The following is a 20,874-nucleotide window of genomic DNA, read 5'->3' as shown; positions in this document are numbered from 1 at the left end:
GCGTGCGCCATCAGTCGACCGCCAGCCCGTCGACCTTCTGCCAGCCGCGCGGCAGCAGGCCGCCGCGGCTGCCGCGGGTGCCGAGGTAGGGCTCGAGGTCGCGGAACGACAGCGACATCGTGCGCGCGCCGGACTTGACCGACAGGGTGCCGCCCGGGGGCACCGACGCGATCGCCACCACGCGCTCGGTGCCGCGCTTGGCCTTCGGGATATCGATGATCTTGTTGCCCTTGCCGCGGTCGAACTCGGGCAGCTCGGAGACCGGGAACGCGAGCAGGTGTCCGGCGCTGGTCACGGCCACGATGCGGTCGCTGTCCATGCCGGTCACCGCCGCGGGCTGCAGCACGCGCGCGCCTTCGGGCAGCGTGAGCATGGCCTTGCCCGCCTTCTGCCGCCCGGTCAGGTTCTCGAAGCGGGTCGCGAAGCCGTAGCCGGCCGAGCTTGCCAGCGCGAAGCGCGTATCGGCGTCGCCGCTGGCCATGGCCACGAAGGCCACGCCGGGCGCGGGCGAAAAGCGTGCAGTGAGCGGTTCGCCATTGCCGCGCGCCGAGGGCAGGCCGTGCGCGAGCGTGGAATAGGCGCGGCCGGCGGAATCGAGGAAGGCCACCTGCTGCGTGCTGCGCCCGCGCACCGAAGCCAGCAGGCCGTCGCCGTCGCGATAGGACAGCGCGGACGCATCGACCTCATGGCCCTTGGCCGCGCGCACCCAGCCCTTCTGGCTGAGCACGATGGTGACCGGCTCGGCCGCGACGAGGTCGGTCTCGGCCAGCGCCTGGGCGGCGCCGCGGGCGACCAGCGGCGAGCGGCGGGCGTCGCCGAACTTCTTCGCGTCCGCCAGCAGTTCGTCCTTGATCAGCTTGCGCAGCTTCGCCTTGCTGCCGAGCGTGGCCATCAGGCGGTCGCGCTCGCTGTCGAGCTCGTCCTGCTCGCCGCGGATCTTCATTTCCTCGAGCCGCGCAAGCTGGCGCAGGCGGGTCTCGAGGATGTAGTCGACCTGGTCGTCGCTGAGCTCGAAGCGCGCCTGCAGCACCGCCCGCGGTTCGTCCTCGGTGCGGATGATGCGGATCACCTCGTCCAGGTTGAGGAAAGCGACCAGCAGGCCTTCGAGCAGGTGCAGGCGGCGCTCGACCTTGTCCAGCCGGTGCTGCAGGCGGCGGGTGACGGTGTCGGAGCGGAAGCTGAGCCATTCCAGCAGCAGCGTGCGCAGGTTCTTGACCTGCGGACGGCCGTCGAGCCCGATGATGTTGAGGTTGACCCGGTAGCTCTTCTCGAGGTCCGTGGTCGCGAACAGGTGGCCCATCAGCTGGTCCACGTCGATGCGGTTGGACCGCGGGATCAGGACCACGCGCACCGGGTTGGCGTGGTCGGACTCGTCGCGGATGTCCTCCAGCCAGGGCAGCTTCTTGGCGCGCATCTGCGCGGCGATCTGCTCGATCACCTTCGACGGCGACACCTGGTAGGGCAGGGCGGTGACGACGATGTTCTGGCCTTCCTTCTGGAAGGTCGCGCGCGCACGCACGCTGCCGTGCCCGGTCTCGTAGATCGCAAGCAGGTCGGCGGCGGGCGTGATGATTTCGGCCGCGGTCGGGTAGTCGGGCCCGCGCACGTGTTCGCAGAGGTCCGTGACCGTGGCCTCGGGGTCGTCGAGCAGGCGCACGCAGGCGCTGACGATCTCGTTGAGATTGTGCGGCGGCACGTCGGTGGCCATGCCCACGGCGATGCCGGTGGTGCCGTTGAGCAGCAGGTGCGGCAGGCGTGCGGGAAGCCACGTGGGCTCTTCCAGCGTGCCGTCGAAGTTGGGCGTCCAGTCCACCGTGCCGTGCGCGAGTTCGCCCAGCAGCACCTCGGCGATGGGCGTCAGCTTCGACTCGGTGTAGCGCATGGCCGCGAACGACTTGGGATCGTCGGGCGAGCCGAAGTTGCCCTGGCCCTCGATCAGCGGGTAGCGGTAGCTGAAGGACTGGGCCATCAGCACCAGCGCCTCGTAGCAGGCGCTGTCGCCGTGCGGATGGAACTTGCCGATCACGTCGCCAACCGTGCGCGCCGACTTCTTGGGCTTGGCCGAGGCCTGGAGCCCCAGCTCGCTCATGGCATAGATGATTCGCCGCTGCACCGGCTTCAGCCCGTCGCCGATGAAGGGCAGGGCGCGGTCGAGCACCACGTACATCGAGTAGTCGAGGTAGGCGCGTTCGGCGTACTCGCGCAGCGGGATCTGTTCGAAACCGTGGAAGACGGGGCGGATCGGGTCGTTCATTGGGACTGCTGTGGCATGGGAACCGGTGATTCTACCGGGGCCGGGCGGCTGCCGGCCCGGCCGTGCTCAGTCGCGGACCTTGGCGGGGATGAAGGGAGAGGTGGGATCGCTGGCGGGGAAGGTTTCCTCCAGGGCCTCGTCCTGGTTCTCGCTCTCCTTGTCCTTGCGGCGCGCGCGGTCGCCGGGGCTTTCCGGGGGCGCATGCGGATCGTGTTCCTGGGGCAGGTCTTTGCGGTCGCGGCTCATGGCGGTCTCGTGCTGGAGGGTGATGGCTTATTAGCCCTGCCTGCGTTGTCGCGGCGTGACCGGGCGCCGGCGCGGGGCGGCGGCGCGACCCGCCCGGGCGAGGAAGCGCCGCGCCGCGGATTCCCACTGCCGCGGACCGCGGGCGCGTGCCGCGGCGCGTTCCAGGCTGCCGTCCTGCCAGCCTTCGAACACGCAAGGGTCGATGTATGACTTGCGGCAGACCGACACGGTGTTGCCGAGCATCGTCGCCACCTCGGCAACTACCTGCTGCTGCACTCCGGTCAGCGCCCGCTCGCTCGCCCCGGCCGGCGGCTGACTCGCGGCCAGCAGGCGAAAGGCCGCCAGGGTCGCGCCCCAGGTGCGGAAATCCTTGGCGGTGAAGGCCTCCGCAGGCTGCGCCTCACTTGCCTGCTGGCGCTCTTTGCTGCGTGCGTTGCCATACTGGAAACCTACGCACGGACGGTGATCGCGCGATGAACCTGCGGCCGATGCCGGGGTTCCGGAATCCGGGGTCCGGCGATCACGTTGCCTTGCGCCTCAGGGATGCACGTTGGCCACTTCGAAGTGGACCCAGCAGGGAGTCCCCCATGCCGCACCGCAAGCAACCCGACAGCGACACGCCCGCCAGTGACAAGCCCGACCGCGAGGAGCGGTCCTATCCGCACAGCAGCGGCGACCGCAACGCCTGGTCGCCGACCCGTAAGGACCCCATGCCCAAGCATGAGGGGGGCACGCAGAGGAAGGCGCCGCCGGGGCCCGACGAGCGCGGATGATCGACGTCATCATCGTCGGCGGCGGGCCGGCGGGCCTCACGGCCGCGTCCTACCTGCGCCGCTTTCACCGGTCCTGTGTCGTGCTCGACGCGGGGCACAGCAGGGCGCGCTGGATACCGGAAAGCAACAACTGTCCGGGTTTTCCGCAGGGCGTGTCCGGCGAAGCGCTGCTGCGGCGCCTGCGCGATCAGGCCGCCGCCGTCGATGTCGCCATTGAACAGGCGACGGTGGACCGGATCGTGCACGGCGGGGATGGTTTCGAGGTCCTTGCGGGTGAGCGCCGCTGGCAGGCACGCAGGCTGATCCTCGCCACCGGCGTCACCGATCGCCTCCCGGACGACGCGTGGGTGGAGCCCGCGGTCGCAAGCGGCGCGCTCAGGCTGTGCTCGATCTGCGACGCCTACGAAGCCAGCGACCTGGCCATCGGCGTGTACGGCCCGAGCGCCGCGATCGGCGCCCATGCCCTGTTCCTTCGTGCCTATTCCTCGGCCGTGCATGCCCTGCCGACCGACGACGGTGATGGTGGCGCGGCCGGGGAGGAGGCGCGGACGGTCGGAGTCGAGTGGCTGCCTGGCGGAGGACGCCTGGCGTTCGACGGTCGCCGATGCACCTATTCGCCTCCAGGGCAGGCTGCGGTCGGCTTCGACACCGTCTATGCCTATCTCGGCTGTGATACGAGCGCGGCGATCGCGGCGGCCGCGGGCGTGGAGCTGACGGAGGATGGCGAGATCATCGTCGACGCCGACCAGCAGACGCGGCTGCCCGGCCTGTATGCCATCGGCGACATCGTCAGCGGGCTCAACCAGATCTCGGTGGCCGTGGGATATGCAGCGATCGCGGCCACGCATGCGCACAACGCGCTCCCGTTCGTCGCACGCGCGCCGGTTTAAGCGGCGCGGCGCGGGAAACAAAAAACCCCGCTTGCGCGGGGTTTCGTGTCATCGGTGGGTCCCAGTGATACCTGCTGAAACCTAATGATGGTGCCAGAAGAGGAACCGACCAGGCGTCCGCAGGCCTTGGTATATCTGGGTTTCGACCTGATGAATGATGCTCCTACGCACGAATCTACTTACAGACTGCCGGTCGCCGGGCGGGTGCATCTCGGAGCGGTACGGTGATGGCCAGACTGCCGACGGCGGCAAGAGCAGGGCGGCCAGGTTGATCCCGGCCCACGAATACCCCGTCATTTCGATGAATTCTCTGATTCTCTCAAGCGCTCCGCCTGGAGCCGCACCACCATGTTCGCCGCCGACCGCTTGGCCCCTGCTCGGAGTTCGGCGATTTCTTCGGGCGTGAGCGGCCCGGGTTTGGCCGGCCTGGGCGCCGCCGGCGTGGTGGTTTTCGGGTCCTGAGCCATGTCAGGGGTCTCGCAATGGCTTCGTTCCGACCTTAGCAAACCTCACCCTGTGCGCGGCGGTGCCTAGGGCGTGGTCCAGTAGTACTTCCCGGTCTTGGGATCCCAGATGCGGTTCGGCGCCACCTTGATCGCCCCGTCCACGGGCATGCTGGTACGGGGGTCGATTACGCGCGTGGGAAGTCCGATGCCGGCGGCTGGATCCGGCACCGCGGCGCGCGGCGAGGGCTGGCCCGTCATCTGCCGCAGCAGCGCGCGACCTTCGCGCGTGCCCGCGAGGTTCTCCATTCGCCGCATCATCTCCGCGTCGGCGCTCATCGGATTGATGTCAGGCCGCCGCGGTGCCTGCTGTCTTGCCGAACTGCGGTCGCGGTCCTGGTCGCCCTGGAACTGGAAGGCTTGCGCCGGATGGGGCTGGTCGTAGCGCTGGGGCGTGTCCGGCTCCGGCTTGAACGAGCGTACCGACTCGGTGCGCGCGGCCTCATCGCAGGGGGTTTGCTGGAACGCGGTGCCCCCCTTGCCGTCGGTGCACTTGAAGATGGTCTGGGCGTGCGTGACACCAGGCGCCAGCACCCCGATGACCGCGGCCAAGATCATGATCGCCCGAACGTCCATTGCCCCCTCCCGCCCTAGCACTAGATTGCTAGCCAATCCCGAGCCTACACCCCGGCCTGCAGGCCTGCCACGCCATGCGGCCGGGGTTCGAATCCCCGTGGGGACGCCACTTTACAATACGGATCAATAGCTTACGCAGGATTGACCGATCTGCCCACCTAACGACCCACCTACGGACGTTGGATGGGATGGGACGAAAAAGCCGCCCTCTTGGGCAGCTTTTTCGTTGGATCAGGTCACGTGTTCAATTCCTATTTCCGGCACCACGCTGTAGCAGAAGGATCGCCCCGAAAGGGCGGCCTTTTTGCTTTGCTTGCGTGGTGCGATGATCGACGCGCGCAGCATGAGTTATGACAGGGGGCGTGAGTGGGCGTTGAACAGTGCTATTGGGGATTGTGCTTTGTGCCGCTTGATGCGGATGGCTCAAAGTTCTTTGGATTTTCGGAGTTCCTTGCTGCGCTCGCACTGATGGTGCTTGCGTGGACGATAGCGGACGTGCGCTATCGCTTCCGCTTGAGAACCGCTCCGCTCCCCCTCCAAGGGCTCACCTTCATCGTCATTGGCGCAGTGGGCTGCTTGGCCTTGCTGACGGACTGGTGGCGGGCAGAGCAGTGGCCCGTTCCCAAAGGGAACTTGGTCACTTCGGCGGGATGGCAGGCGTTCCTTGGAGGCTTGTTCCTGCTGACCTTCATGACTTGGGTCTGGTTCGCCTTCATTCGCCCAGCGGTCTTCAGTCGGTGGAACTCTCGACGCTTCGTACAGCAGGTGTATCGAGCGATTCTTAGAGGTTCACCCGCGGAGCTACCGGAAATAGCTGATGAGTTGTCACGTTCCGCTAAAACCCTAATTGAATATTCGTGGCAAAGCAGAGAGCTGAAGGCGTACCACGAACAACGTAAACCCGGGAAAGAGACGGCTCATGAGCGGTTGTTGAGGGTGCGCCGTTACGCTTACGATGCATTATTGATAATTGCGGATCGAAAGTTCTGCCGGCACGTAGTGCAGGCTTCGCCTATCACAGCCCTTGCGCTTTTCGAGGAGACTGCGGCCCAGCAGAAATTTAACGTGCCGCTCGACACTTTCGCCAAGAATATTACGTCGGAAGCTATCGCGAATCGGGACTCTTTCGCATATCACGAGGTGGAGGGCTACTACACCGGATATGTAGGCTTCCATAAGCCGCTGACAAAGGCGCTATATGGAAACTATGCGCTGGTTGACTCGCTTGGCCAGGTTTTCGATGTCGATTACAGAGAAAGGCAGCGGTGGGATGCCGAGCAGTGGGAGACGTTTTGCCGCTTGGTGCTCGTAACCTTTAGGAGCTACATCGAAAGCGGTGCTGGCAATCAACACTCATCCGTTCTGTTTCGCGTGGTCCACGACATTCAGGGCTCTATCAGTGGCCTGTACAAGATCAACGGATCAACCTCGGAGTGGTGGGCTGACGATAGCCTAAAGCGGCTGCGGGTCGTGGTGGATTTTGCGATTGACGCGATCAAGATTCTCGATGCTAGGAAGGATGATTTTTACACGACCTTGAGGCGCAGAGACGGTGACCACCATAGAGACGTTTACGACCTAATCGCAGAACTGATGTTCGAGATTGTCTTTGAAGCGGCCTCAGTCAAGGCGCCAAAAGAGCTGTGTTGGGCTGTGCAACACAACGACGTATGGGGAAAGTTCTTTGGTTCCTTCGCGCCCGAAGGATCAGCGGCCAGAATCATCAAATACAAACTGCGTCGATTGATCTATGACGAAATCTCACGAATGGGCGAATGGCCCAACTTCAAGGGGTCCCGCGTGCTTGGCATGGCTATGAATGTGTTGGGTCTCAAGGATCACGGCACCGATTACGAAAAGCCAACGAGAGCCTTGCGAAAAGCGGTTTTGAGCTGGACCAAGGAACATTACGCTCGAATCGCCGCGGAGAGTCCACGAGTCGCGGCGGATTGTCTTGTGGACGGCATGGTCTATGAGGCAGAGGGGCCGCGCCTTGTGAAAATCGGAATGCAGATTCTCGACCGCCCACCCTCACGTACTGTCTTGGAGCTTGATCCGGCTGCTACGGAAAAATCCACATAGGCGCTCGCCCGAGAAGGGACCGCGGCGCGAGTCGCCAGCCCCGTGAGGTCTGGATGCGCCCAGACACGAGACTGTCCAAAGAATCGGGCCGCACGCCCTCCTCCTCCCGCATTTCGAGCTTGGTCCGGGAGACGATGCGCCCGGACGCGACGTGCTGCCAGCGGTAGGTTCGTTCGTCACGGTGGAAGCCTCGGGCGCGCTCCCGATAGGCCGGGTCCGCCCATCGGGCTTTCATCTGCGCGGATAGCTGGTCGCATCAAGGAAGTGGTCGTTTGCCTTGGTAATCCCCTTCGTGTCCACGTCATCGGGAATCCGCGGATCGCGCGGCAGGCTCGGGACCGTCGCCAGCCATAGGCGGCAGCAAACTCCACGATCGACCCCAAGTGCCCGCGCGCCTTCTGCGCCAAGGCGGGCACCCGCGCCGCAATGGCCCCAATGGCTCGCCGAGCCTCGGGCGTTCCCAGGGTGGCGATGTCGGCGCCTTTCAGGTGTTCCGCCAGGTACTGGTCGACGATGTACGCGGCCTTGCGGTAAGTCTCGGGCGCCCATCCGGGCTTCTGGTGAGCTAGCCAGTCGGCGGCCACTTTGGTGAACTCGCGATCGGCAACCGTCAGTAGCGCCGCCTTTGCTTCGCGGCGGTCCTGCGACGGGTCGATGCCCGATCGCAGCAGCGCCCTGACCGTCGTCAGGCTGTCGCGCGCTTCGCGTAGCGAGACCTCGGGGTACACGCCTAAGCTCAAACGCTTTGCTTTGCCTGCGAAGCGATATCGGAATCGCCAGTACGCGCCGCCGTTCGGCCAGACCTCGATCGAGAGGCCGGCTCCATCGGCGACGTTGTAGATGCGATCTTCCGGCTTCAACGCGCGCAGCGCTTTTTCAGTCAGCTTGCCCATTTCTGCGATCCTCGGTGCGCGTGTACAAGTCTTGGCCCCGCGGGGCGGTTCACCGGTCCCGCCTACGTCCTCTGTGCCCTATCATTGAAAAGTCGCTGAGTTGCGCCGCTTGTCGGTCGCCAGTGTCTATGAAGTCGTCTATCTGCTAGGGGGGGGGAATATGCGCGTTACGTTGTTTTGTGCGGCCATGCTTGCGGGCTGCTCAGTGTCTGCCGCCGAGCCTGAGCGGACGCATCACGCAGGCGACGTGTGGGCGGGCTGCGTGAGGATCGCTATTGAGGGCTATGCCCGGCAGGCTGGAAGCGCGCAGGAGGCTATTGATGCTGCGAAGGGGTCTTGCGAGTCCTGGCGCAAGGCGATAACGGAAAGCATGCTATCGAAGGGGGCACCGCCTAGCCTGCCCGGCTATTCCTTTAGCAGATGGGACGACGAATACGGCCCCAAGTGGACCAAAGCTTATCTAGACGCTCGGAAAGAGCCGCCCGTGACTCAGGGGGATCGCTAGGCGGCCTTGTGCTTGAAGGGCACCACGTTGGCCCCGGTGCCTTCCCGCAGTTGGTCTAGGTAGTCCGCCCACTTCTGCATCGCCTCGCGGCGTGCGTCGAGAAACTGCGTCCGGTCGTATGCCTTCTGCACATCGCCGCGCTTGGCGTGGGCGAGCTGCGCTTCAAGCACGTCCGAATCAATCCCCAGCCGCTCGCGTCCGACTGTGCGGAACATGGCCCGGAAACCATGCGTGGCGTGTCGCCCGCCGAAGCCCAGGTCACGCAGTGCCTTACTAAGTGAGTCGCGATGTAGGTGCGGGGACTTCTGCCGGGCCAGTGCCGGGAATACATGCTTCTGTCCTGCGGAGTAGGCGAGCATCCCCCGCAGTATCTCCACGGCCTGCGAGGGCAGGGCGACCACATGGGCATGGCGCTGCTTCATCTTCGCGGCGGGGATGTGCCACTCGGCGGCGTCTAGGTCCACTTCGGTCCACTCGGCGGCCACGATGGTGCCCGGCCGTTGTGCGGTCAGCATGGTGAGCTGTAGGGCGGCGCGTGTGACAGGCGATTCATAGGCCGCGATGGCGCGGACAAGGCCTTGTGCTTCTGTCGGAGTAGTCGCGGCGGCGATATGTCCCTTGTCATGCCGGGGCAGCGCACCGCGCAGGTTAAGTAGCCGACCGTCATCCCGCAGGCCGTTGCGGATGGCATACGCGACCATCTGTCCAAGGTACTGGCGCGCCTTAGCAGCCAGCGACGGCGCAGCCTCGGCAATCGACACAAGGGCGCGCACGGCCGCTTGCGTGGTCATCGTGGCGAAGGACTCCCGCCGCAGCTTGGGCACTAGGTAGGTGTCCACCACATAGGCGGCCTTCCGGTATGTCTCCGGTGCCCATGTGGGCTTGGCTTCGGCCAGCCAGTCGGCGGCGACCTTGGGGAACGCGGCATCCCCTGTCCGCTTGGCGGTGTCCCGCTGTCCTGCCTTGTGGGCGCTGGGGTCGGTGCCTTCGCGTAGAAGGGCGCGCGCTGCGGTCCTCTTCTGCCGTGCCTCGGCCAAGGTGACCTCGGGGAACACGCCGAACGCCAACAGCTTTTCCCGGCCACCGTGGCGGTACTTCATACGCCATGCGCGTGTGCCGCTGTCCATGACGTGCAGGAACATTCCGCCGCCGTCCGCGTGCTTGCCTCGTGGCAGGTTCTTGATTGCCACTGCTGCGAGCTTGCCCGATTCCTTCGCCATGTCTGATACCCCCTATATTGGGGACAGACTAGCACGCCGCGGCCGATACCCCCAGTGATACCCCCACGTGGTGCGGGATGGTGGGCGACCTTATGAAACAGTCAGGCACAAAAAAGCCCGCGTTTGCGGGCCTTTCTGTCCACTTGCGGTCGCTTGGGCTACGCCCTGAAACCTCGATGTGGTGCCCAGAAGAGGACTCGAACCTCCACGGAGTTGCCCCCGCTAGCACCTGAAGCTAGTGCGTCTACCAATTCCGCCACCTGGGCAGGTGGGCGCGTATGGTGCAATGCGGCGGCAGCGCTGTCAACGGTTGACACCCACGGAGCATCGACGGCGCGCGCGTACAATCGCTGGATGACAAAAACCACCGACAAGCGCGGCGCAGGCCGCGGCAAGACCCCTGCAAAGCCAGGGACGGACAAGGGTGCATCCGGCAAGGGTGCGAAGGGCGACACCGCACCGGCGAAAGCCGCGGCCAAGCGCACGCCCGCGGCGGGCAAGGCCAAGGCCGGCGCGCTGCCTGCATGGATGCCCGATCCCGGCCTGCTGCGGGCGATGAAGCCGCGCGGTCCGGAGGCAACCTCCGCAGGCGGGGCGGCTCCTGCGACACCTGCCGGCGAGAAGACGACGCCGGCGCGCCCCGGCACTGCCAAGCGCAAGCGCGGCGGCGCCGGCGTGGAGGATCCGCAGGCCGCGCGCGAGGCCGGCCGCTACGAGAATCCCATTCCCAGCCGCGAAGCCATCCTGCAGGTGCTCACCGACGCCGATGGTCCGCTGGACGCCGAAGCCCTGCAGCAGGTCCTCGGCCTGGCCGAGCCCGAGCGCGCGATTGCGCTGGACAAGCGCCTGGCGGCGATGGTCCGCGACGGCCAGATCCTGAAGAACCGCCGCAGCGGCTTCGTTCCCGCTGCGAAGGCCGACCTGATTCCCGGCACGGTGATCGCCAACCCCGAGGGCTTCGGCTTCCTGCGCCCGGAGAACGGCGTCGGCGACGACCTGTTCCTGCCGCCCTTCGAGATGCGCAAGGTCATGCACGGCGACCGCGTGCTCGGCAGCGTGACCGGCGTCGATCGCCGCGGCCGCCGCGAAGGCGTGATCGTGGAGGTGCTCGAACGCCGCGTCAGCCGCCTGATCGGACGCTTCGCGATCGAGTCCGGGATCAGCTTCGTGGTTCCCGACGACCGCCGCATCCAGCGCAACGTGCAGATCCCGACCGATGCGCGCCAGGACGCACGCGATGGCCAACTGGTGGTGTGCGAGATCGTCGCGCCGCCGGACAACCACCGGCCGCCGATCGGGCGCGTGCTGGCGGTGCTGGGCGACAGGCTGACCGCTTCGATCGCGGTCGAGGCCGCGATCCACGGCCACGACATCCCGCATGAGTTTCCCGCAGAAGTGCTGGACGCCGCCTCCGCGGTTCCGGTCGACGTCGAGGCCCGCGAGGTGCAGGGTCGGCTGGACCTGCGCAAGCTCGCCCTGGTCACCATCGACGGCGAGGATGCCAAGGACTTCGACGACGCGGTGTACTGCGAGCCCAACCGCGACGGCTTCCGTTTGATCGTGGCGATCGCCGACGTCGCGCATTACGTCCGCCCGGACGAGCCGCTGGACGTGGAAGCGCAGAAGCGCGCGACCTCGGTGTACTTCCCGGGCTACGTCGTGCCGATGCTGCCGGAGACGCTGTCCAACGGCATCTGCTCGCTGAAGCCGAAGGTCGATCGCCTGTGCTTCGCCTGCGACATGCAGGTTGATCGCCGCGGCAACGTGGTCTCGTACTCCTTCCACGAGGCGGTGATGCATTCGCATGCGCGGCTGACCTACAACCAGGTCTGGAACGCCGTGGGCGATGGCGTCCCCGATGCCGACCGCGACGCCGCGCAGGCCTTCATCGGCGCGCAGATGCCGCAGGTCCTGCAGTTGCACCAGCTGTTCAAGGTGCTCGAGAAGGCGCGCCAGCAGCGCGGCGCGATCGACTTCGAGACTTCCGAGGTGCGCTTCGTGCTCGGCCCGCAGGGCGAGGTCACGCAGGCCGGCATGATCCAGCGCAACGATGCCCACAAGCTGATCGAGGAGTGCATGATCTCGGCCAACGTCGCCGCCGCGCACGCACTGCTCGCGTCCGCGATCCCGGCGCCGTTCCGCGACCATGACCGCCCGCCGGAGGGCAAGTACGCCGACCTGCTGGAGTTCCTGAAGGAGTTCCAGCTGCGCCTGCCGACCTGGGCGAAGGTGCGCCCGCGCGATTTCCGCAAGCTGCTCGAGACCGTGCGCGAGCGCCCGGACGCGGCGCTGCTGGAGTCGGTGCTGCTGCGCAGCCAGTCGCTGGCGGTGTACTCGCCCGACAACATCGGCCACTTCGGCCTGGCGCTGGAGGCCTACGCCCACTTCACCTCGCCGATCCGCCGCTATGCCGACCTGCTGGTGCACCGCGCGATCAAGCACGCGCTCATCGGTGGCAGCGCGGCGCAGTACAAGTACACGGCGCACCAGATGGCGACGCTGTCGCTGCAGTGTTCGGAGCGCTCGCGCCGTGCAGACGAGGCCCAGCGCGAGGTCGACGAGCGCTACCGCGCGGCGTGGATGGAAGAGCACGTGGGCCGCGAGTTCGACGGCGTGGTCAGCGGGGTGACCAGCTTCGGCCTGTTCATCGAGCTCGACGAGTCCAAGGTCAACGGCCTGGTGCACGTGACCCAGCTGCCCAACGATTTCTACCACTTCGACCCGATCCGCAAGACCCTCACCGGCCAGCGCTCGGAGCGCGAATACCGGCTCGGCGACCGCGTGCGCATCGTGGTGCTCAAGGCGAGCGTGGAAGACCTGAAGATCGACTTCCGCCTCGTCGAGGAAGGCCAGCGGCAGAAGGGGGAGCCGAATCCCCCTGCGCCGCGCGGACAGCCGGCGAAGCGCTCCAAGAAGAAGTACTGAGGACCAGGGCCAGATGGGCAACAAGCAGAACCAGTGGATCGTCGGCATCAACGCCGTCGCCTCGGCCGTGGAACACGACGCCGACAACGTGCGCGAAGTGCTGCTGGAGGCGGGCGCGAAGAACCCGCGCATCGGCACGATCGAGGAGGAGGCGCGGCGCCGCGGCATCGACGTGCGTCGGGTCGCGCAGCAGGCGCTGGACGGCGTCGCCGGTGGCCTGCGCCACCAGGGCGCGGTCGCCCGCTACGCGGCGGTGAAGACCCACGACGAGGACGACCTGCCGGGCCTGGTCGAGGCTGCGGAAGGCCGCGCCCTGCTGCTGGTGCTCGACGGCGTGCAGGACCCGCACAACCTGGGCGCCTGCCTGCGCAGCGCGGCCGCCGCGGGCGTGACCGCGGTGGTGATCCCCAAGGACAAGGCGGTGCAGGTCAACGCCACGGTGCGCAAGACCTCGGCGGGTGCCGCGGACGCGATTCCCGTGGTGCGGGTGACCAATCTTTCGCGCAGCCTGCGCGAGCTGCAGAAGCAGGGCGTGTGGATCTACGGCCTGGACGGAGAGTCGGACGCGTCGCTGTACGGCGTCGACCTGCGCGGCAACGTCGCCCTGGTATTGGGCGGCGAGGGCGAGGGCCTGCGCCGGCTCACGCGCGAGCACTGCGACCAGCTGGTCGCGCTGCCGATGCCGGGTGCCGGCGAATCCGGCGTCGAGAGCCTGAACGTGTCGGTGGCCGCGGGCGTGTGCCTGTTCGAGGTTGTGCGGCAGCGGCTCGGTTGATACGGCACGAAATCACCGCCAGGGACGGCGGCCTTCGCTCCACGATTCGTCACGGGACGGGGCCATGTTCCACCGGCCGCCGATGATGCCGTGGACCCCATGCGGGCCGGGGCCGTAGTAGCCACGGCCGTAGCCGCTGCCGGGACCATGGAAATAGCCGGGGCCGTCGTACTGTCCGACATGGATGCGCATGTTCATCGTATTCACGTTGCCGGCGTTGCTGACGTATTCCTTGCACAGGTTGATGTCCGCCGCGTTCCAGTGGCTGTTGCCGCCGCGCGAGGAGTGGCCGATGCCGGTAGTGAAGCTGCCGGTGACGCCGCGTTCGCTGCCGTCCGCCGCCGGGGGGCAACTCGACGCCGCCGCGACGTCACCGCGGCGCGCCAGTTCGCGCTCGCGCAGGACCCGCTCGTAATCGGTGTCGGGCACTCCCGGCGCATCGAACGGCGCGGCACTGGTGAACAATGGCGACCGGGGAAGGTCGAGGTCGAGCGCCGTCGCGTCTCCGGACGCCGACGCGATGGCGGGCGAGAGCAGCAGCGGCAGCAGCATGATCGAAGCCGCAGTGAAGCGGCCACAGCGAGTGCGTATGTTCATCATCCGAAGATAACAGGCATGGCTTGAACGCAAGCTGCGCCTGATCCCGCGGCCACAGTCCTGCGGGCGTGTGCCTGTCCGAAGCCCTGCGCCAGCGCTGTAGACCCTGGGCCGCCTGCTAGGCCGGGAGCGTGCCCCGAGGGCCATCGTCGGCCGCGCCGGGCGCGGCGTTGTCATCCGATCCATGCCCGGTGGTGGCCGCTGCGCCGGGTGCCGATGCCGCATGCCGCCCCCAGCCGTTGGCGATCGTGCAGAACAGCTGCGCCGTGCGCTCGGTGTCGTAGACCGCGGAATGCGCTTCGTCGCTGTTCCATTCCATGCCCGCCGCCTGCACCGCGCGTGCAAGCACCGTCTGCCCGTAGGCCAGGCCGGCCATGGTCACCGTGTCGAACACGCTGAAGGGATGGAAGGGGTTGCGCTTGTGCTGCGTGCGCGCGACCGCGGCGTTGACGAAGTTGAGGTCGAAATGGGCGTTGTGCCCGACCAGGATCGCGCGCTGGCACCCGTGCTTGCGAACGGCGGTGCGTACCGCCGCGAACACATGGTCCAGCGCGTCGCGTTCGGGCTTGGCGAAGCGGAACGGGTGATCGAGGTCGATGCCCGTGATCTGCAGCGACTTCGGATCGATCTCGGTGCCCGGGGCCGGGATCAGGTGTGCGCTGGCGCCTTCGCCCGGGATGTAGCGCCCGGCGTCGTCCAGATCGATCGGCAGGACCGCGATCTCGAGCAGGGCGTGGCGGTTCCAGTCGAAGCCTCCGGTCTCCACGTCGACCACCACCGGCAGGTAGCCGCGGAAGCGGGTGGACATGGGGGCGAAGGCGGGAGCGGCCGCGGTGGCCTGGGGCGGGGTCGGGGTAGTCACCGGCGCTAGTCTAGCCGAGCGCGGCGCGTGGCCTCAGCGGCGCACGCCGGGAACGATGCCTTCGCCGTGCCAGCGCAGCAGCATGGCCACCCCCTGCTTCACGAAGTCCGCGTCTGCGGCAGCCCCCGCCTCGGCCGCAAGCGCCTCGAGCTGCGCCTGGCCGCTGAGCTCAGGCGCCTCGTCGAGGCGCTGCAGCAGGCGCCAGGCCAGGGGGCTGGGCGCGAGGAAGCGCACGCGGCCATCGTCCCCGCGATGCAGGAGGAGCAGCGTGGGCGAGGGCGGCAGCGCGTCGGGCAGGCAGTCCGGGCCGATGCGGTGCACCGGCCAGGCATAGGCCAGGGGCCAGGCCAGCGGCGAGAGCAGGGGGCGGCCGGCGAGGAGCGAGGCCGCGACATCGGTGGCCGTGGCGTCCAGCGGATCGTGCGCGACGTCGTCCACGCGCGCTTCGCTGACCTGCAGCGCCAGCTCGATCCATTCATAGTGCGCCAGCTCCGGAAGCCAGGGCTCGCGACCGCCGCTGTCCTCCAGCCAGCGCAGGAATTCGCGCGGCAGCTCCGGAAACAGCGGCGTGCGGCAGCCGTGGTCGCGGTAGAAGTCACGCACCAGCGCCGGCCAGGCTTCGCCGCGGATGCGCCGGATCACCGGGAAATTGCCGGCCAGCAGGCGCGAGACGTTGTTGAAGAACAACTCGCGGTAGACCTGCATCCGGCGCGGGTCGACGCCCGGCGGCGGCGGATGGCGCGCCGGATCGCGGATGTGGGCGGTGAAAGCGTCCTGCTGGGCGCGCAGCGCTTCACCGGCCGCGAGTCCGCCAGGCGCGAATGTGGGCGCGGGTGCCGGGCCGCCCACGCCCGGGTCCGGCGATCCGGGCAATTCAGGCGGCACGGCTGCGTGCCGGTGCTTCGGCAAGGTGGTCGCGGACCACCTCGAGCTCGCCCAGCAGCTCCTCGAACGGTGGGAAGTCGAAGTCGCGTTCAAGCAGCGTCGGTCGCGGGCCGAACAGCGCATAGGCCTCGGCAAGCAGCGCCCAGACCGGATCGGCCACTGCGGCGCCGTGGGTGTCGATCTTCAGGCCCGGTGCCTCGTCGCGATGGCCGGCGACGTGGATGTAGGCGATGCGCGCGCCCGGCAGTCCCTGCAGGAAGTCCTGGGCGTCATAGCCGTGGTTGGTCGCGTTGACCACGATGTTGTTCACGTCGAGCAGCAGGTCGCAGTCGGCTTCCTCGAGCACCGCGTTGACGAACTGGAGCTCGGTCAGCGGCCGCGTTCCCGGAGCGGGCGGGATGGATGCGTAGTAGGAGATGTTCTCCACCGCGATGCGCCGGCCCAGGATGTCCTGGGCGTGGCTGATACGCGCGGACACGTGCCGCACCGCCTCATCGCTGAACGGCAGTGGCAGCAGGTCGTAGAGGTGCCCCAGGCTGTCGCCGCAGGCGCTCAGGTGCTCGCTGTAGACCGGTGCGCGGTGGGCGTCGAGGAAGCGGCGGAGCTTGTGCAGGAAGGTGTCGTCCAGCGGCGCGGGGCCGCCGAGCGACAGCGACAGGCCGTGGCAGGCCAGGGGATGGCGCGCGGCGAGCTCGGCGAAGGCCTCGCCCGGCGCGCCACCCACGCCGATCCAGTTCTCCGGCGCGGCTTCGAGGAAATCGAAGCTCCCCGGGGGCGCCGCGCGCAGCTCCGCCAGCAGGGCGCGGCGCAGCCCGAGGCCGGCCGCGCGTGGATGAAGCGTGGTGCCGGTCATGTCGAAGCGCTGCGCGGCCGGCCGCGCAGCCGGTTCAAGCTGCGATCAGGCAATGCCGCCGCAGGCGCCCGAGCCGCCGCACTTGCCTTCACCGCACTTGCCCTCCTGCGCCGCCTTGTCGGCGTCCTTGTCTTCGGACGTGGCCTTCTTCGTCGCGTGGTGGGCGTCGTGTTCGTCCTTGTCGACGAAGCCGTCGCCGTTGCTGTCCATGGCCGCGAAGTAGGAAGGATCCTTCTCCGGATGGGCGGCGCTGAACTCGTCCGCCGATATGCGGCCATCGCCGTCGGTGTCGACGCGGGACATGCCGCAGCGGCCCTCGGCATCCTTGGTGGCCGCGGCGGGGTCACCGGCTTCCTGGGCAGACACCATGTAGCCGCTGGCGAGGGGTGCCATCGCGAAGGCAGCGCCCGAAAGCGCGATACCGCCCAGGGCGGTGGCCACGGCGAGGGCGACGGGCTTGGCATGGGACTTGGACATGCTGGCGTTCCTCATCTGCGGCGGGAGGCCGCGGGGGCGCCAGTATGCCGCAGCCCCGTTCACGCCGTGTCGACGGGGCGGGCGGGGCGGGCGGGGGCCTCAGACCGTGGTGTTGGTGTCGTCGGCCTTTTCGCGTGGAGGCAGGTTGTCCTCGCCGCGCACCGTGAACCAGATGTTCTCGGCGATGTTGGTGGCGTGGTCGCCGATGCGTTCCAGGTTCTTGGCCATGAACAGCAGGTGGGTGCAGCCGGTGATCGCGCGCGCATCCTCCATCATGTAGGTCAGGAGTTCGCGGAACAGGCGGGTGTACTCGGCGTCGAGCGCAGCGTCGCGGTCGCGCACGGCCTGGGCGGCTTCCGCGTCGTGGTTGCGGTAGGCCACCAGCACGTCCCGGACCTGGCGCACGGCCAATGCCCCGACATGGGCGAGGCCACCGGCCACCGGCAGTGCCGGCGCCTTGTTGAGCGCGATCGAGCGCTTGGCGATGTTGGCCGCGTAGTCGCCGATGCGTTCGATGTCGGACACGATGCGCAGGGCGGCCAGGATCTCGCGGAGGTCCCGGGCCATCGGGCCGCGCAGCGAAAGCTTCATGACGTCGTGGCTGACCTCGCGCTCCAGCGTGTCGATCGCCTCGTCGTTGGCGACGATGTGCCCGGCCGCGCGGTCGTCGCGGCGTTCGACCACGTCGAGCGCGGCCTCGAGCTGGGCGACGGAGAGTTCGCCCATGCGCAGGATCTCGTCGATCAGGCGCTCGCGCTCCTCGTCGTGGCTGCGGACAATGTGGTCATGGGGCTGGTTGTTCATCCGAACCGTCCGGTGATGTAGTCCTCGGTCTGGCGCTTCGAGGGATTGGAGAAGATGGTCTCGGTCGTATCGTGCTCGATCAGGTCGCCGAGGTACATGAAGGCGGTGTAGTCGGAGACGCGCGCCGCCTGCTGCATGTTGTGGGTGACGATGACGATGGTGTAGTCGAGCTTGAGCTCCTCGATCAGCTGCTCGATGCGGCTGGTCGAGATCGGGTCCAGCGCCGAAGTCGGCTCGTCGAGCAGCAGCACCTCGGGCTTGAGCGCCACCGCACGTGCGATGCACAGGCGCTGCTGCTGGCCGCCGGACAGGCCGAGTGCGGTCTGTCCGAGCTTGTCCTTGACCTCGTCCCAGAGCGCGCCCTGGCGCAGCGCCGACTCCACGCGCGCGTCCATCTCCGCCTTCGACAGCTTCTCGTGGTGGCGGATGGCGTAGGCGATGTTCTCGTAGATCGTCATCGGGAACGGCACCGGCTTCTGGAACACCATGCCGACCTTGCTGCGCAGGCGGTTCATCGGGTACTTCGGCGACAGGATGTCCTCGCCGTCGAGCAGGATGCTGCCGCTGGCCACCTGGCCGGGATACAGGGCGTAGATGCGGTTGAACACGCGCAGCAGGGTGGACTTGCCGCAGCCCGAGGGCCCGATCAGCGCGGTCACGCGCTTCTCCGGGACCTCCATCGCCACGCCCTTGATGGCGTGGAAGCTGCCGTAGTGGAAGTCGAGGCCGCGCACCGACACCTTTACCGGCGCCGGCTCCGCGGCGGCGCGGCGTGGCGTGGCGGTGGACAGGGTGGCGCGTCCGCGGTCCGTGGAGGCAGGGGCATCGTTCATCGGCGGGGTCCGGAGGAGGATGGTCGAGTCAGTCATGGCTGATGCGGTTGCGCAGCAGGAGCGCACGCGCGCCAAGGCTGATCAGGAGGACGAAGGTGGTCAGCACCAGGGCACCGGCCCAGGCCAGATCCTGCCAACTTGCGTAGGGGCTGCCGGCGAACTGGTACATCACCACCGGTACGCTGGCCATCGGCTGCATGACGTTGCTGTTCCAGTACAGGTTGCCGAACGCGGTGAACAGCAGCGGCGCGGTCTCGCCGCTGATGCGCGCCAGCGACAGCAGGATGCCGGTGACGATACCCGCCGATGCGCTGCGGTAAAGCACCTGGATGATCACTTTCCACTGCGGCACGCCGAGCGACAGCGCGGCTTCGCGCATCTGCGTCGGCACCAGGCGCAGCATTTCGTCGGTGGTGCGCAGCACCACGGGAAGCACGATGAAGGCCAGCGCCACCGCGCCCGCGAACGCCGAGAAGTTGCCGCCGGCATGCATGACGAACAGGGTATAGACGAACAGGCCGAGCACGATCGACGGCGCCGACAGCAGGATGTCGTTGACGAAGCGCACCACGGTCGCGGTCCGGCTTGCGGCACCGTATTCGGCCAGCCAGGTGCCGGCGGCGACGCCGAGCGGGGCGCCGATCAGGATCGCCAGCCCGCACATCACCGCGGAGCCGAACAGCGCGTTGCGAAGCCCGCCCTCGGCCATCGGCGGCGGCGTGTCCTTGGTGAACAGGTCCCAGTTGATGCCGCCGATGCCCTTGGATACCAGGGTCCACAGGATCCAGGCCAGGAACACCAGCCCGATCACCGCGGCCACGCAGGACAGCGACAGCGCGATGGCATTGGTGATCCGGCGGCGGGCATACAGGTGGCTGCCCGTGCCGGAGACGGCGCTGGAGGTCGACATCAGTTGCCCTCCTTGCGCGCCAGCCGCGCGAGCATCAGCCGCGCCAGCGCCAGCACCACGAAGGTGACGATGAACAGCACGAAGCCCAGCAGCAGCAGCGCGGAGCGATAGGTATCGGTCGCCTCGCCGAAGTCGTTGGCGATCAGCGCGGCGATCGTCGTGCCGGGCTCAAGGAGCGACGGCGTCAGCCGCACGCTGTTGCCGACCACGAAGGCGACCGCCATGGTCTCGCCCAGCGCGCGGCCGAGGCCGAGGAAGATGCCGCCGATCACCGCCGAGCGGGTGTAGGGCAGGACGACGTCCCAGCACACCTCCCAGCGGGTGGCACCCAGCGCATAGGCCGACTCCTTCAGCCGCGTGGGCACGGTGAGGAAGACCTCGCGCATCACCGAGGAAATGAACGGCACCACCATGATCGCCAGCACCAGGCCCGCCGTGAGCAGGCCGATCCCCAGCGGAGGCCCCCGAAACAGGATGCCCAGGCCGGGCACGCTGCCCAGGTGCGCGTTGAGCCACGGCGTGACGTGCGTGGTCATCACCGGCACCAGCACGAACAGGCCCCACATGCCGTAGATGATCGAGGGAATGCCGGCAAGCAGCTCGATCGCCGCGCTCACCGGGCCGCGCAGCCAGCGCGGCGAGACCTCGGTCAGGAACACGGCGATGCCGAAGCTCACCGGTACCGCCAGCACCATGGCGATGATGGCGGTGACCACCGTGCCGTAGATCGGCACGAGCGCACCGTAGCGGTTCTCGACCGGGTTCCACTCGGCCGACAGGAAGAACGAGAGCCCCTGCGACTGCAGGGCTTCGCGCCCGCCCCAGAGCATCGACAGCGCGGCGCTGGCAAGTGCCAGCATCACGAAGACGACGGTGCCCATGAGGGCGTAGCGGAACCAGCGGTCGGCGCGGCCGTCGCGAAGGTCGCGGCGGCTGGGGGCTGTGGCGGGCAGGGCGGTGGCGTTCATCGGTGTCCCGGGGCTCCTGGGCGGCCCGCCGCGCGTGCGGCGG

General features: G+C 67.7%; 18 protein-coding genes, 1 tRNA gene and 2 pseudogenes. 5 read left to right on the top strand and 16 right to left on the bottom strand.

Going from position 1 to position 20,874, the window contains the following annotated elements:
* Nucleotides 1–10: 10 nt before the first annotated feature.
* The 3 genes and pseudogenes from parC to E2169_RS08495 form a co-directional block, all read right to left on the bottom strand.
* On the bottom strand, nucleotides 11–2,254 hold the full coding sequence (gene parC / locus E2169_RS08505; protein ID WP_132986194.1) for a DNA topoisomerase IV subunit A: 2,244 nt from the start codon (nucleotides 2,252–2,254) through the stop codon (nucleotides 11–13).
* Between the two features lie 66 nt (nucleotides 2,255–2,320).
* Nucleotides 2,321–2,500, bottom strand: coding sequence for a hypothetical protein (locus E2169_RS08500; RefSeq protein ID WP_132986193.1), 180 nt, complete (start codon nucleotides 2,498–2,500; stop codon nucleotides 2,321–2,323).
* Nucleotides 2,501–2,530: 30 nt separating this feature from the next.
* Nucleotides 2,531–2,875, bottom strand: a pseudogene (locus E2169_RS08495) (DNA topoisomerase IB); the annotation flags it as partial.
* Nucleotides 2,876–3,087: 212 nt separating this feature from the next.
* Here E2169_RS08495 and E2169_RS08490 point away from each other — a divergent pair.
* Together E2169_RS08490 and E2169_RS08485 are read left to right on the top strand one after the other, a co-directional pair.
* Nucleotides 3,088–3,273: a hypothetical protein gene (locus tag E2169_RS08490; RefSeq protein ID WP_132986191.1), complete on the top strand. Its 186-nt coding sequence runs from the start codon at nucleotides 3,088–3,090 to the stop codon at nucleotides 3,271–3,273.
* Entirely contained in the window at nucleotides 3,270–4,163 is an 894-nt protein-coding gene (locus E2169_RS08485; RefSeq protein ID WP_132986190.1) for an NAD(P)/FAD-dependent oxidoreductase, read from the top strand. The genes E2169_RS08490 and E2169_RS08485 overlap by 4 nt, the downstream gene beginning before the upstream one ends.
* Before the next feature lie 530 nt (nucleotides 4,164–4,693).
* Here E2169_RS08485 and E2169_RS08480 read toward each other — a convergent pair.
* Complete coding sequence (locus E2169_RS08480) at nucleotides 4,694–5,242, bottom strand: DUF4124 domain-containing protein (RefSeq protein ID WP_132986189.1); 549 nt, start codon at nucleotides 5,240–5,242, stop codon at nucleotides 4,694–4,696.
* 366 nt (nucleotides 5,243–5,608) lie between these two features.
* Here E2169_RS08480 and E2169_RS08475 point away from each other — a divergent pair, with 366 nt between their 5' ends.
* Entirely contained in the window at nucleotides 5,609–7,324 is a 1,716-nt protein-coding gene (locus E2169_RS08475) for a hypothetical protein (protein WP_132986188.1), read from the top strand.
* Between the two features lie 176 nt (nucleotides 7,325–7,500).
* Here the strand turns inward: E2169_RS08475 and E2169_RS08470 are convergent, their stop codons facing one another.
* The 3 genes from E2169_RS08470 to E2169_RS08460 form a co-directional block, all read right to left on the bottom strand.
* Nucleotides 7,501–8,217: a tyrosine-type recombinase/integrase gene (locus tag E2169_RS08470; RefSeq protein ID WP_132986187.1), complete on the bottom strand. Its 717-nt coding sequence runs from the start codon at nucleotides 8,215–8,217 to the stop codon at nucleotides 7,501–7,503.
* Nucleotides 8,218–8,718: 501 nt separating this feature from the next.
* Nucleotides 8,719–9,942, bottom strand: coding sequence for a tyrosine-type recombinase/integrase (locus E2169_RS08465; RefSeq protein WP_132986186.1), 1,224 nt, complete (start codon nucleotides 9,940–9,942; stop codon nucleotides 8,719–8,721).
* A gap of 179 nt (nucleotides 9,943–10,121) precedes the next feature.
* Nucleotides 10,122–10,208: transfer RNA gene (locus E2169_RS08460), tRNA-Leu, on the bottom strand.
* Between the two features lie 88 nt (nucleotides 10,209–10,296).
* On the opposite strand from E2169_RS08460, the gene rnr reads away from it, so the two are divergent.
* Together rnr and rlmB are read left to right on the top strand one after the other, a co-directional pair.
* Nucleotides 10,297–12,867, top strand: coding sequence for a ribonuclease R (rnr, locus tag E2169_RS08455; RefSeq protein ID WP_132986185.1), 2,571 nt, complete (start codon nucleotides 10,297–10,299; stop codon nucleotides 12,865–12,867).
* 13 nt (nucleotides 12,868–12,880) lie between these two features.
* Nucleotides 12,881–13,642, top strand: a complete 762-nt coding sequence (gene rlmB / locus E2169_RS08450) for a 23S rRNA (guanosine(2251)-2'-O)-methyltransferase RlmB (protein WP_132986184.1) — start codon at nucleotides 12,881–12,883, stop codon at nucleotides 13,640–13,642.
* 12 nt (nucleotides 13,643–13,654) lie between these two features.
* Here the strand turns inward: rlmB and E2169_RS08445 are convergent, their stop codons facing one another.
* From E2169_RS08445 to pstC, 9 genes and pseudogenes are all read right to left on the bottom strand, one after another.
* On the bottom strand, nucleotides 13,655–14,239 hold the full coding sequence (locus E2169_RS08445) for a hypothetical protein (RefSeq protein WP_132986183.1): 585 nt from the start codon (nucleotides 14,237–14,239) through the stop codon (nucleotides 13,655–13,657).
* 232 nt (nucleotides 14,240–14,471) lie between these two features.
* A pseudogene (gene rnt, locus E2169_RS08440) lies at nucleotides 14,472–15,047 on the bottom strand (ribonuclease T); the annotation flags it as partial.
* Between the two features lie 87 nt (nucleotides 15,048–15,134).
* The gene (locus tag E2169_RS08435) at nucleotides 15,135–15,986 is read right to left on the bottom strand and encodes an HvfC family RiPP maturation protein (protein WP_165942367.1); all 852 of its coding nucleotides are present in this window, start codon (nucleotides 15,984–15,986) and stop codon (nucleotides 15,135–15,137) included.
* A complete protein-coding gene (locus tag E2169_RS08430) occupies nucleotides 15,976–16,839 on the bottom strand; it encodes an HvfB family MNIO-type RiPP peptide maturase (RefSeq protein WP_132986181.1) in 864 nt (287 codons plus the stop codon). Before E2169_RS08430 ends, E2169_RS08435 begins: the two co-directional genes overlap by 11 nt.
* A 45-nt stretch (nucleotides 16,840–16,884) precedes the next feature.
* Nucleotides 16,885–17,316: an EF-hand domain-containing protein gene (locus E2169_RS08425; RefSeq protein ID WP_165942375.1), complete on the bottom strand. Its 432-nt coding sequence runs from the start codon at nucleotides 17,314–17,316 to the stop codon at nucleotides 16,885–16,887.
* Between the two features lie 99 nt (nucleotides 17,317–17,415).
* Nucleotides 17,416–18,120 (bottom strand): phosphate signaling complex protein PhoU, encoded by a 705-nt coding sequence (gene phoU, locus E2169_RS08420; RefSeq protein ID WP_132986179.1) that lies wholly within the window; start codon nucleotides 18,118–18,120, stop codon nucleotides 17,416–17,418.
* Nucleotides 18,117–18,989, bottom strand: coding sequence for a phosphate ABC transporter ATP-binding protein PstB (pstB, locus tag E2169_RS08415; RefSeq protein ID WP_165942374.1), 873 nt, complete (start codon nucleotides 18,987–18,989; stop codon nucleotides 18,117–18,119). Before pstB ends, phoU begins: the two co-directional genes overlap by 4 nt.
* Nucleotides 18,982–19,863: a phosphate ABC transporter permease PstA gene (pstA, locus tag E2169_RS08410; RefSeq protein WP_132986177.1), complete on the bottom strand. Its 882-nt coding sequence runs from the start codon at nucleotides 19,861–19,863 to the stop codon at nucleotides 18,982–18,984. Before pstA ends, pstB begins: the two co-directional genes overlap by 8 nt.
* Nucleotides 19,863–20,831: a phosphate ABC transporter permease subunit PstC gene (pstC, locus tag E2169_RS08405; RefSeq protein WP_132986176.1), complete on the bottom strand. Its 969-nt coding sequence runs from the start codon at nucleotides 20,829–20,831 to the stop codon at nucleotides 19,863–19,865. Before pstC ends, pstA begins: the two co-directional genes overlap by 1 nt.
* Nucleotides 20,832–20,874: the final 43 nt, after the last annotated feature.

The sequence above is a fragment of the Luteimonas terricola genome (genome assembly GCF_004352845.1).
GTDB lineage: Bacteria > Pseudomonadota > Gammaproteobacteria > Xanthomonadales > Xanthomonadaceae > Luteimonas > Luteimonas terricola.
Note: the sequence above shows the minus strand (reverse complement) of the source record. Positions and strands in the feature narration are given on the sequence as shown.

Excerpts from the sequence above, each read along its gene's own strand:
- parC (WP_132986194.1), bottom strand. The coding sequence starts at position 2,254 with ATGAACGACCCGATCCGCCCCGTCTTCCACGGTTTCGAACAGATCCCG.
- E2169_RS08500 (WP_132986193.1), bottom strand. The coding sequence starts at position 2,500 with ATGAGCCGCGACCGCAAAGACCTGCCCCAGGAACACGATCCGCATGCG.
- E2169_RS08490 (WP_132986191.1), top strand. The coding sequence starts at position 3,088 with ATGCCGCACCGCAAGCAACCCGACAGCGACACGCCCGCCAGTGACAAG.
- E2169_RS08485 (WP_132986190.1), top strand. The coding sequence starts at position 3,270 with ATGATCGACGTCATCATCGTCGGCGGCGGGCCGGCGGGCCTCACGGCC.
- E2169_RS08480 (WP_132986189.1), bottom strand. The coding sequence starts at position 5,242 with ATGGACGTTCGGGCGATCATGATCTTGGCCGCGGTCATCGGGGTGCTG.
- E2169_RS08470 (WP_132986187.1), bottom strand. The coding sequence starts at position 8,217 with ATGGGCAAGCTGACTGAAAAAGCGCTGCGCGCGTTGAAGCCGGAAGAT.
- E2169_RS08465 (WP_132986186.1), bottom strand. The coding sequence starts at position 9,942 with ATGGCGAAGGAATCGGGCAAGCTCGCAGCAGTGGCAATCAAGAACCTG.
- rnr (WP_132986185.1), top strand. The coding sequence starts at position 10,297 with ATGACAAAAACCACCGACAAGCGCGGCGCAGGCCGCGGCAAGACCCCT.
- rlmB (WP_132986184.1), top strand. The coding sequence starts at position 12,881 with ATGGGCAACAAGCAGAACCAGTGGATCGTCGGCATCAACGCCGTCGCC.
- E2169_RS08445 (WP_132986183.1), bottom strand. The coding sequence starts at position 14,239 with ATGAACATACGCACTCGCTGTGGCCGCTTCACTGCGGCTTCGATCATG.
- E2169_RS08430 (WP_132986181.1), bottom strand. The coding sequence starts at position 16,839 with ATGACCGGCACCACGCTTCATCCACGCGCGGCCGGCCTCGGGCTGCGC.
- E2169_RS08425 (WP_165942375.1), bottom strand. The coding sequence starts at position 17,316 with ATGTCCAAGTCCCATGCCAAGCCCGTCGCCCTCGCCGTGGCCACCGCC.
- phoU (WP_132986179.1), bottom strand. The coding sequence starts at position 18,120 with ATGAACAACCAGCCCCATGACCACATTGTCCGCAGCCACGACGAGGAG.
- pstB (WP_165942374.1), bottom strand. The coding sequence starts at position 18,989 with ATGACTGACTCGACCATCCTCCTCCGGACCCCGCCGATGAACGATGCC.
- pstA (WP_132986177.1), bottom strand. The coding sequence starts at position 19,863 with ATGTCGACCTCCAGCGCCGTCTCCGGCACGGGCAGCCACCTGTATGCC.
- pstC (WP_132986176.1), bottom strand. The coding sequence starts at position 20,831 with ATGAACGCCACCGCCCTGCCCGCCACAGCCCCCAGCCGCCGCGACCTT.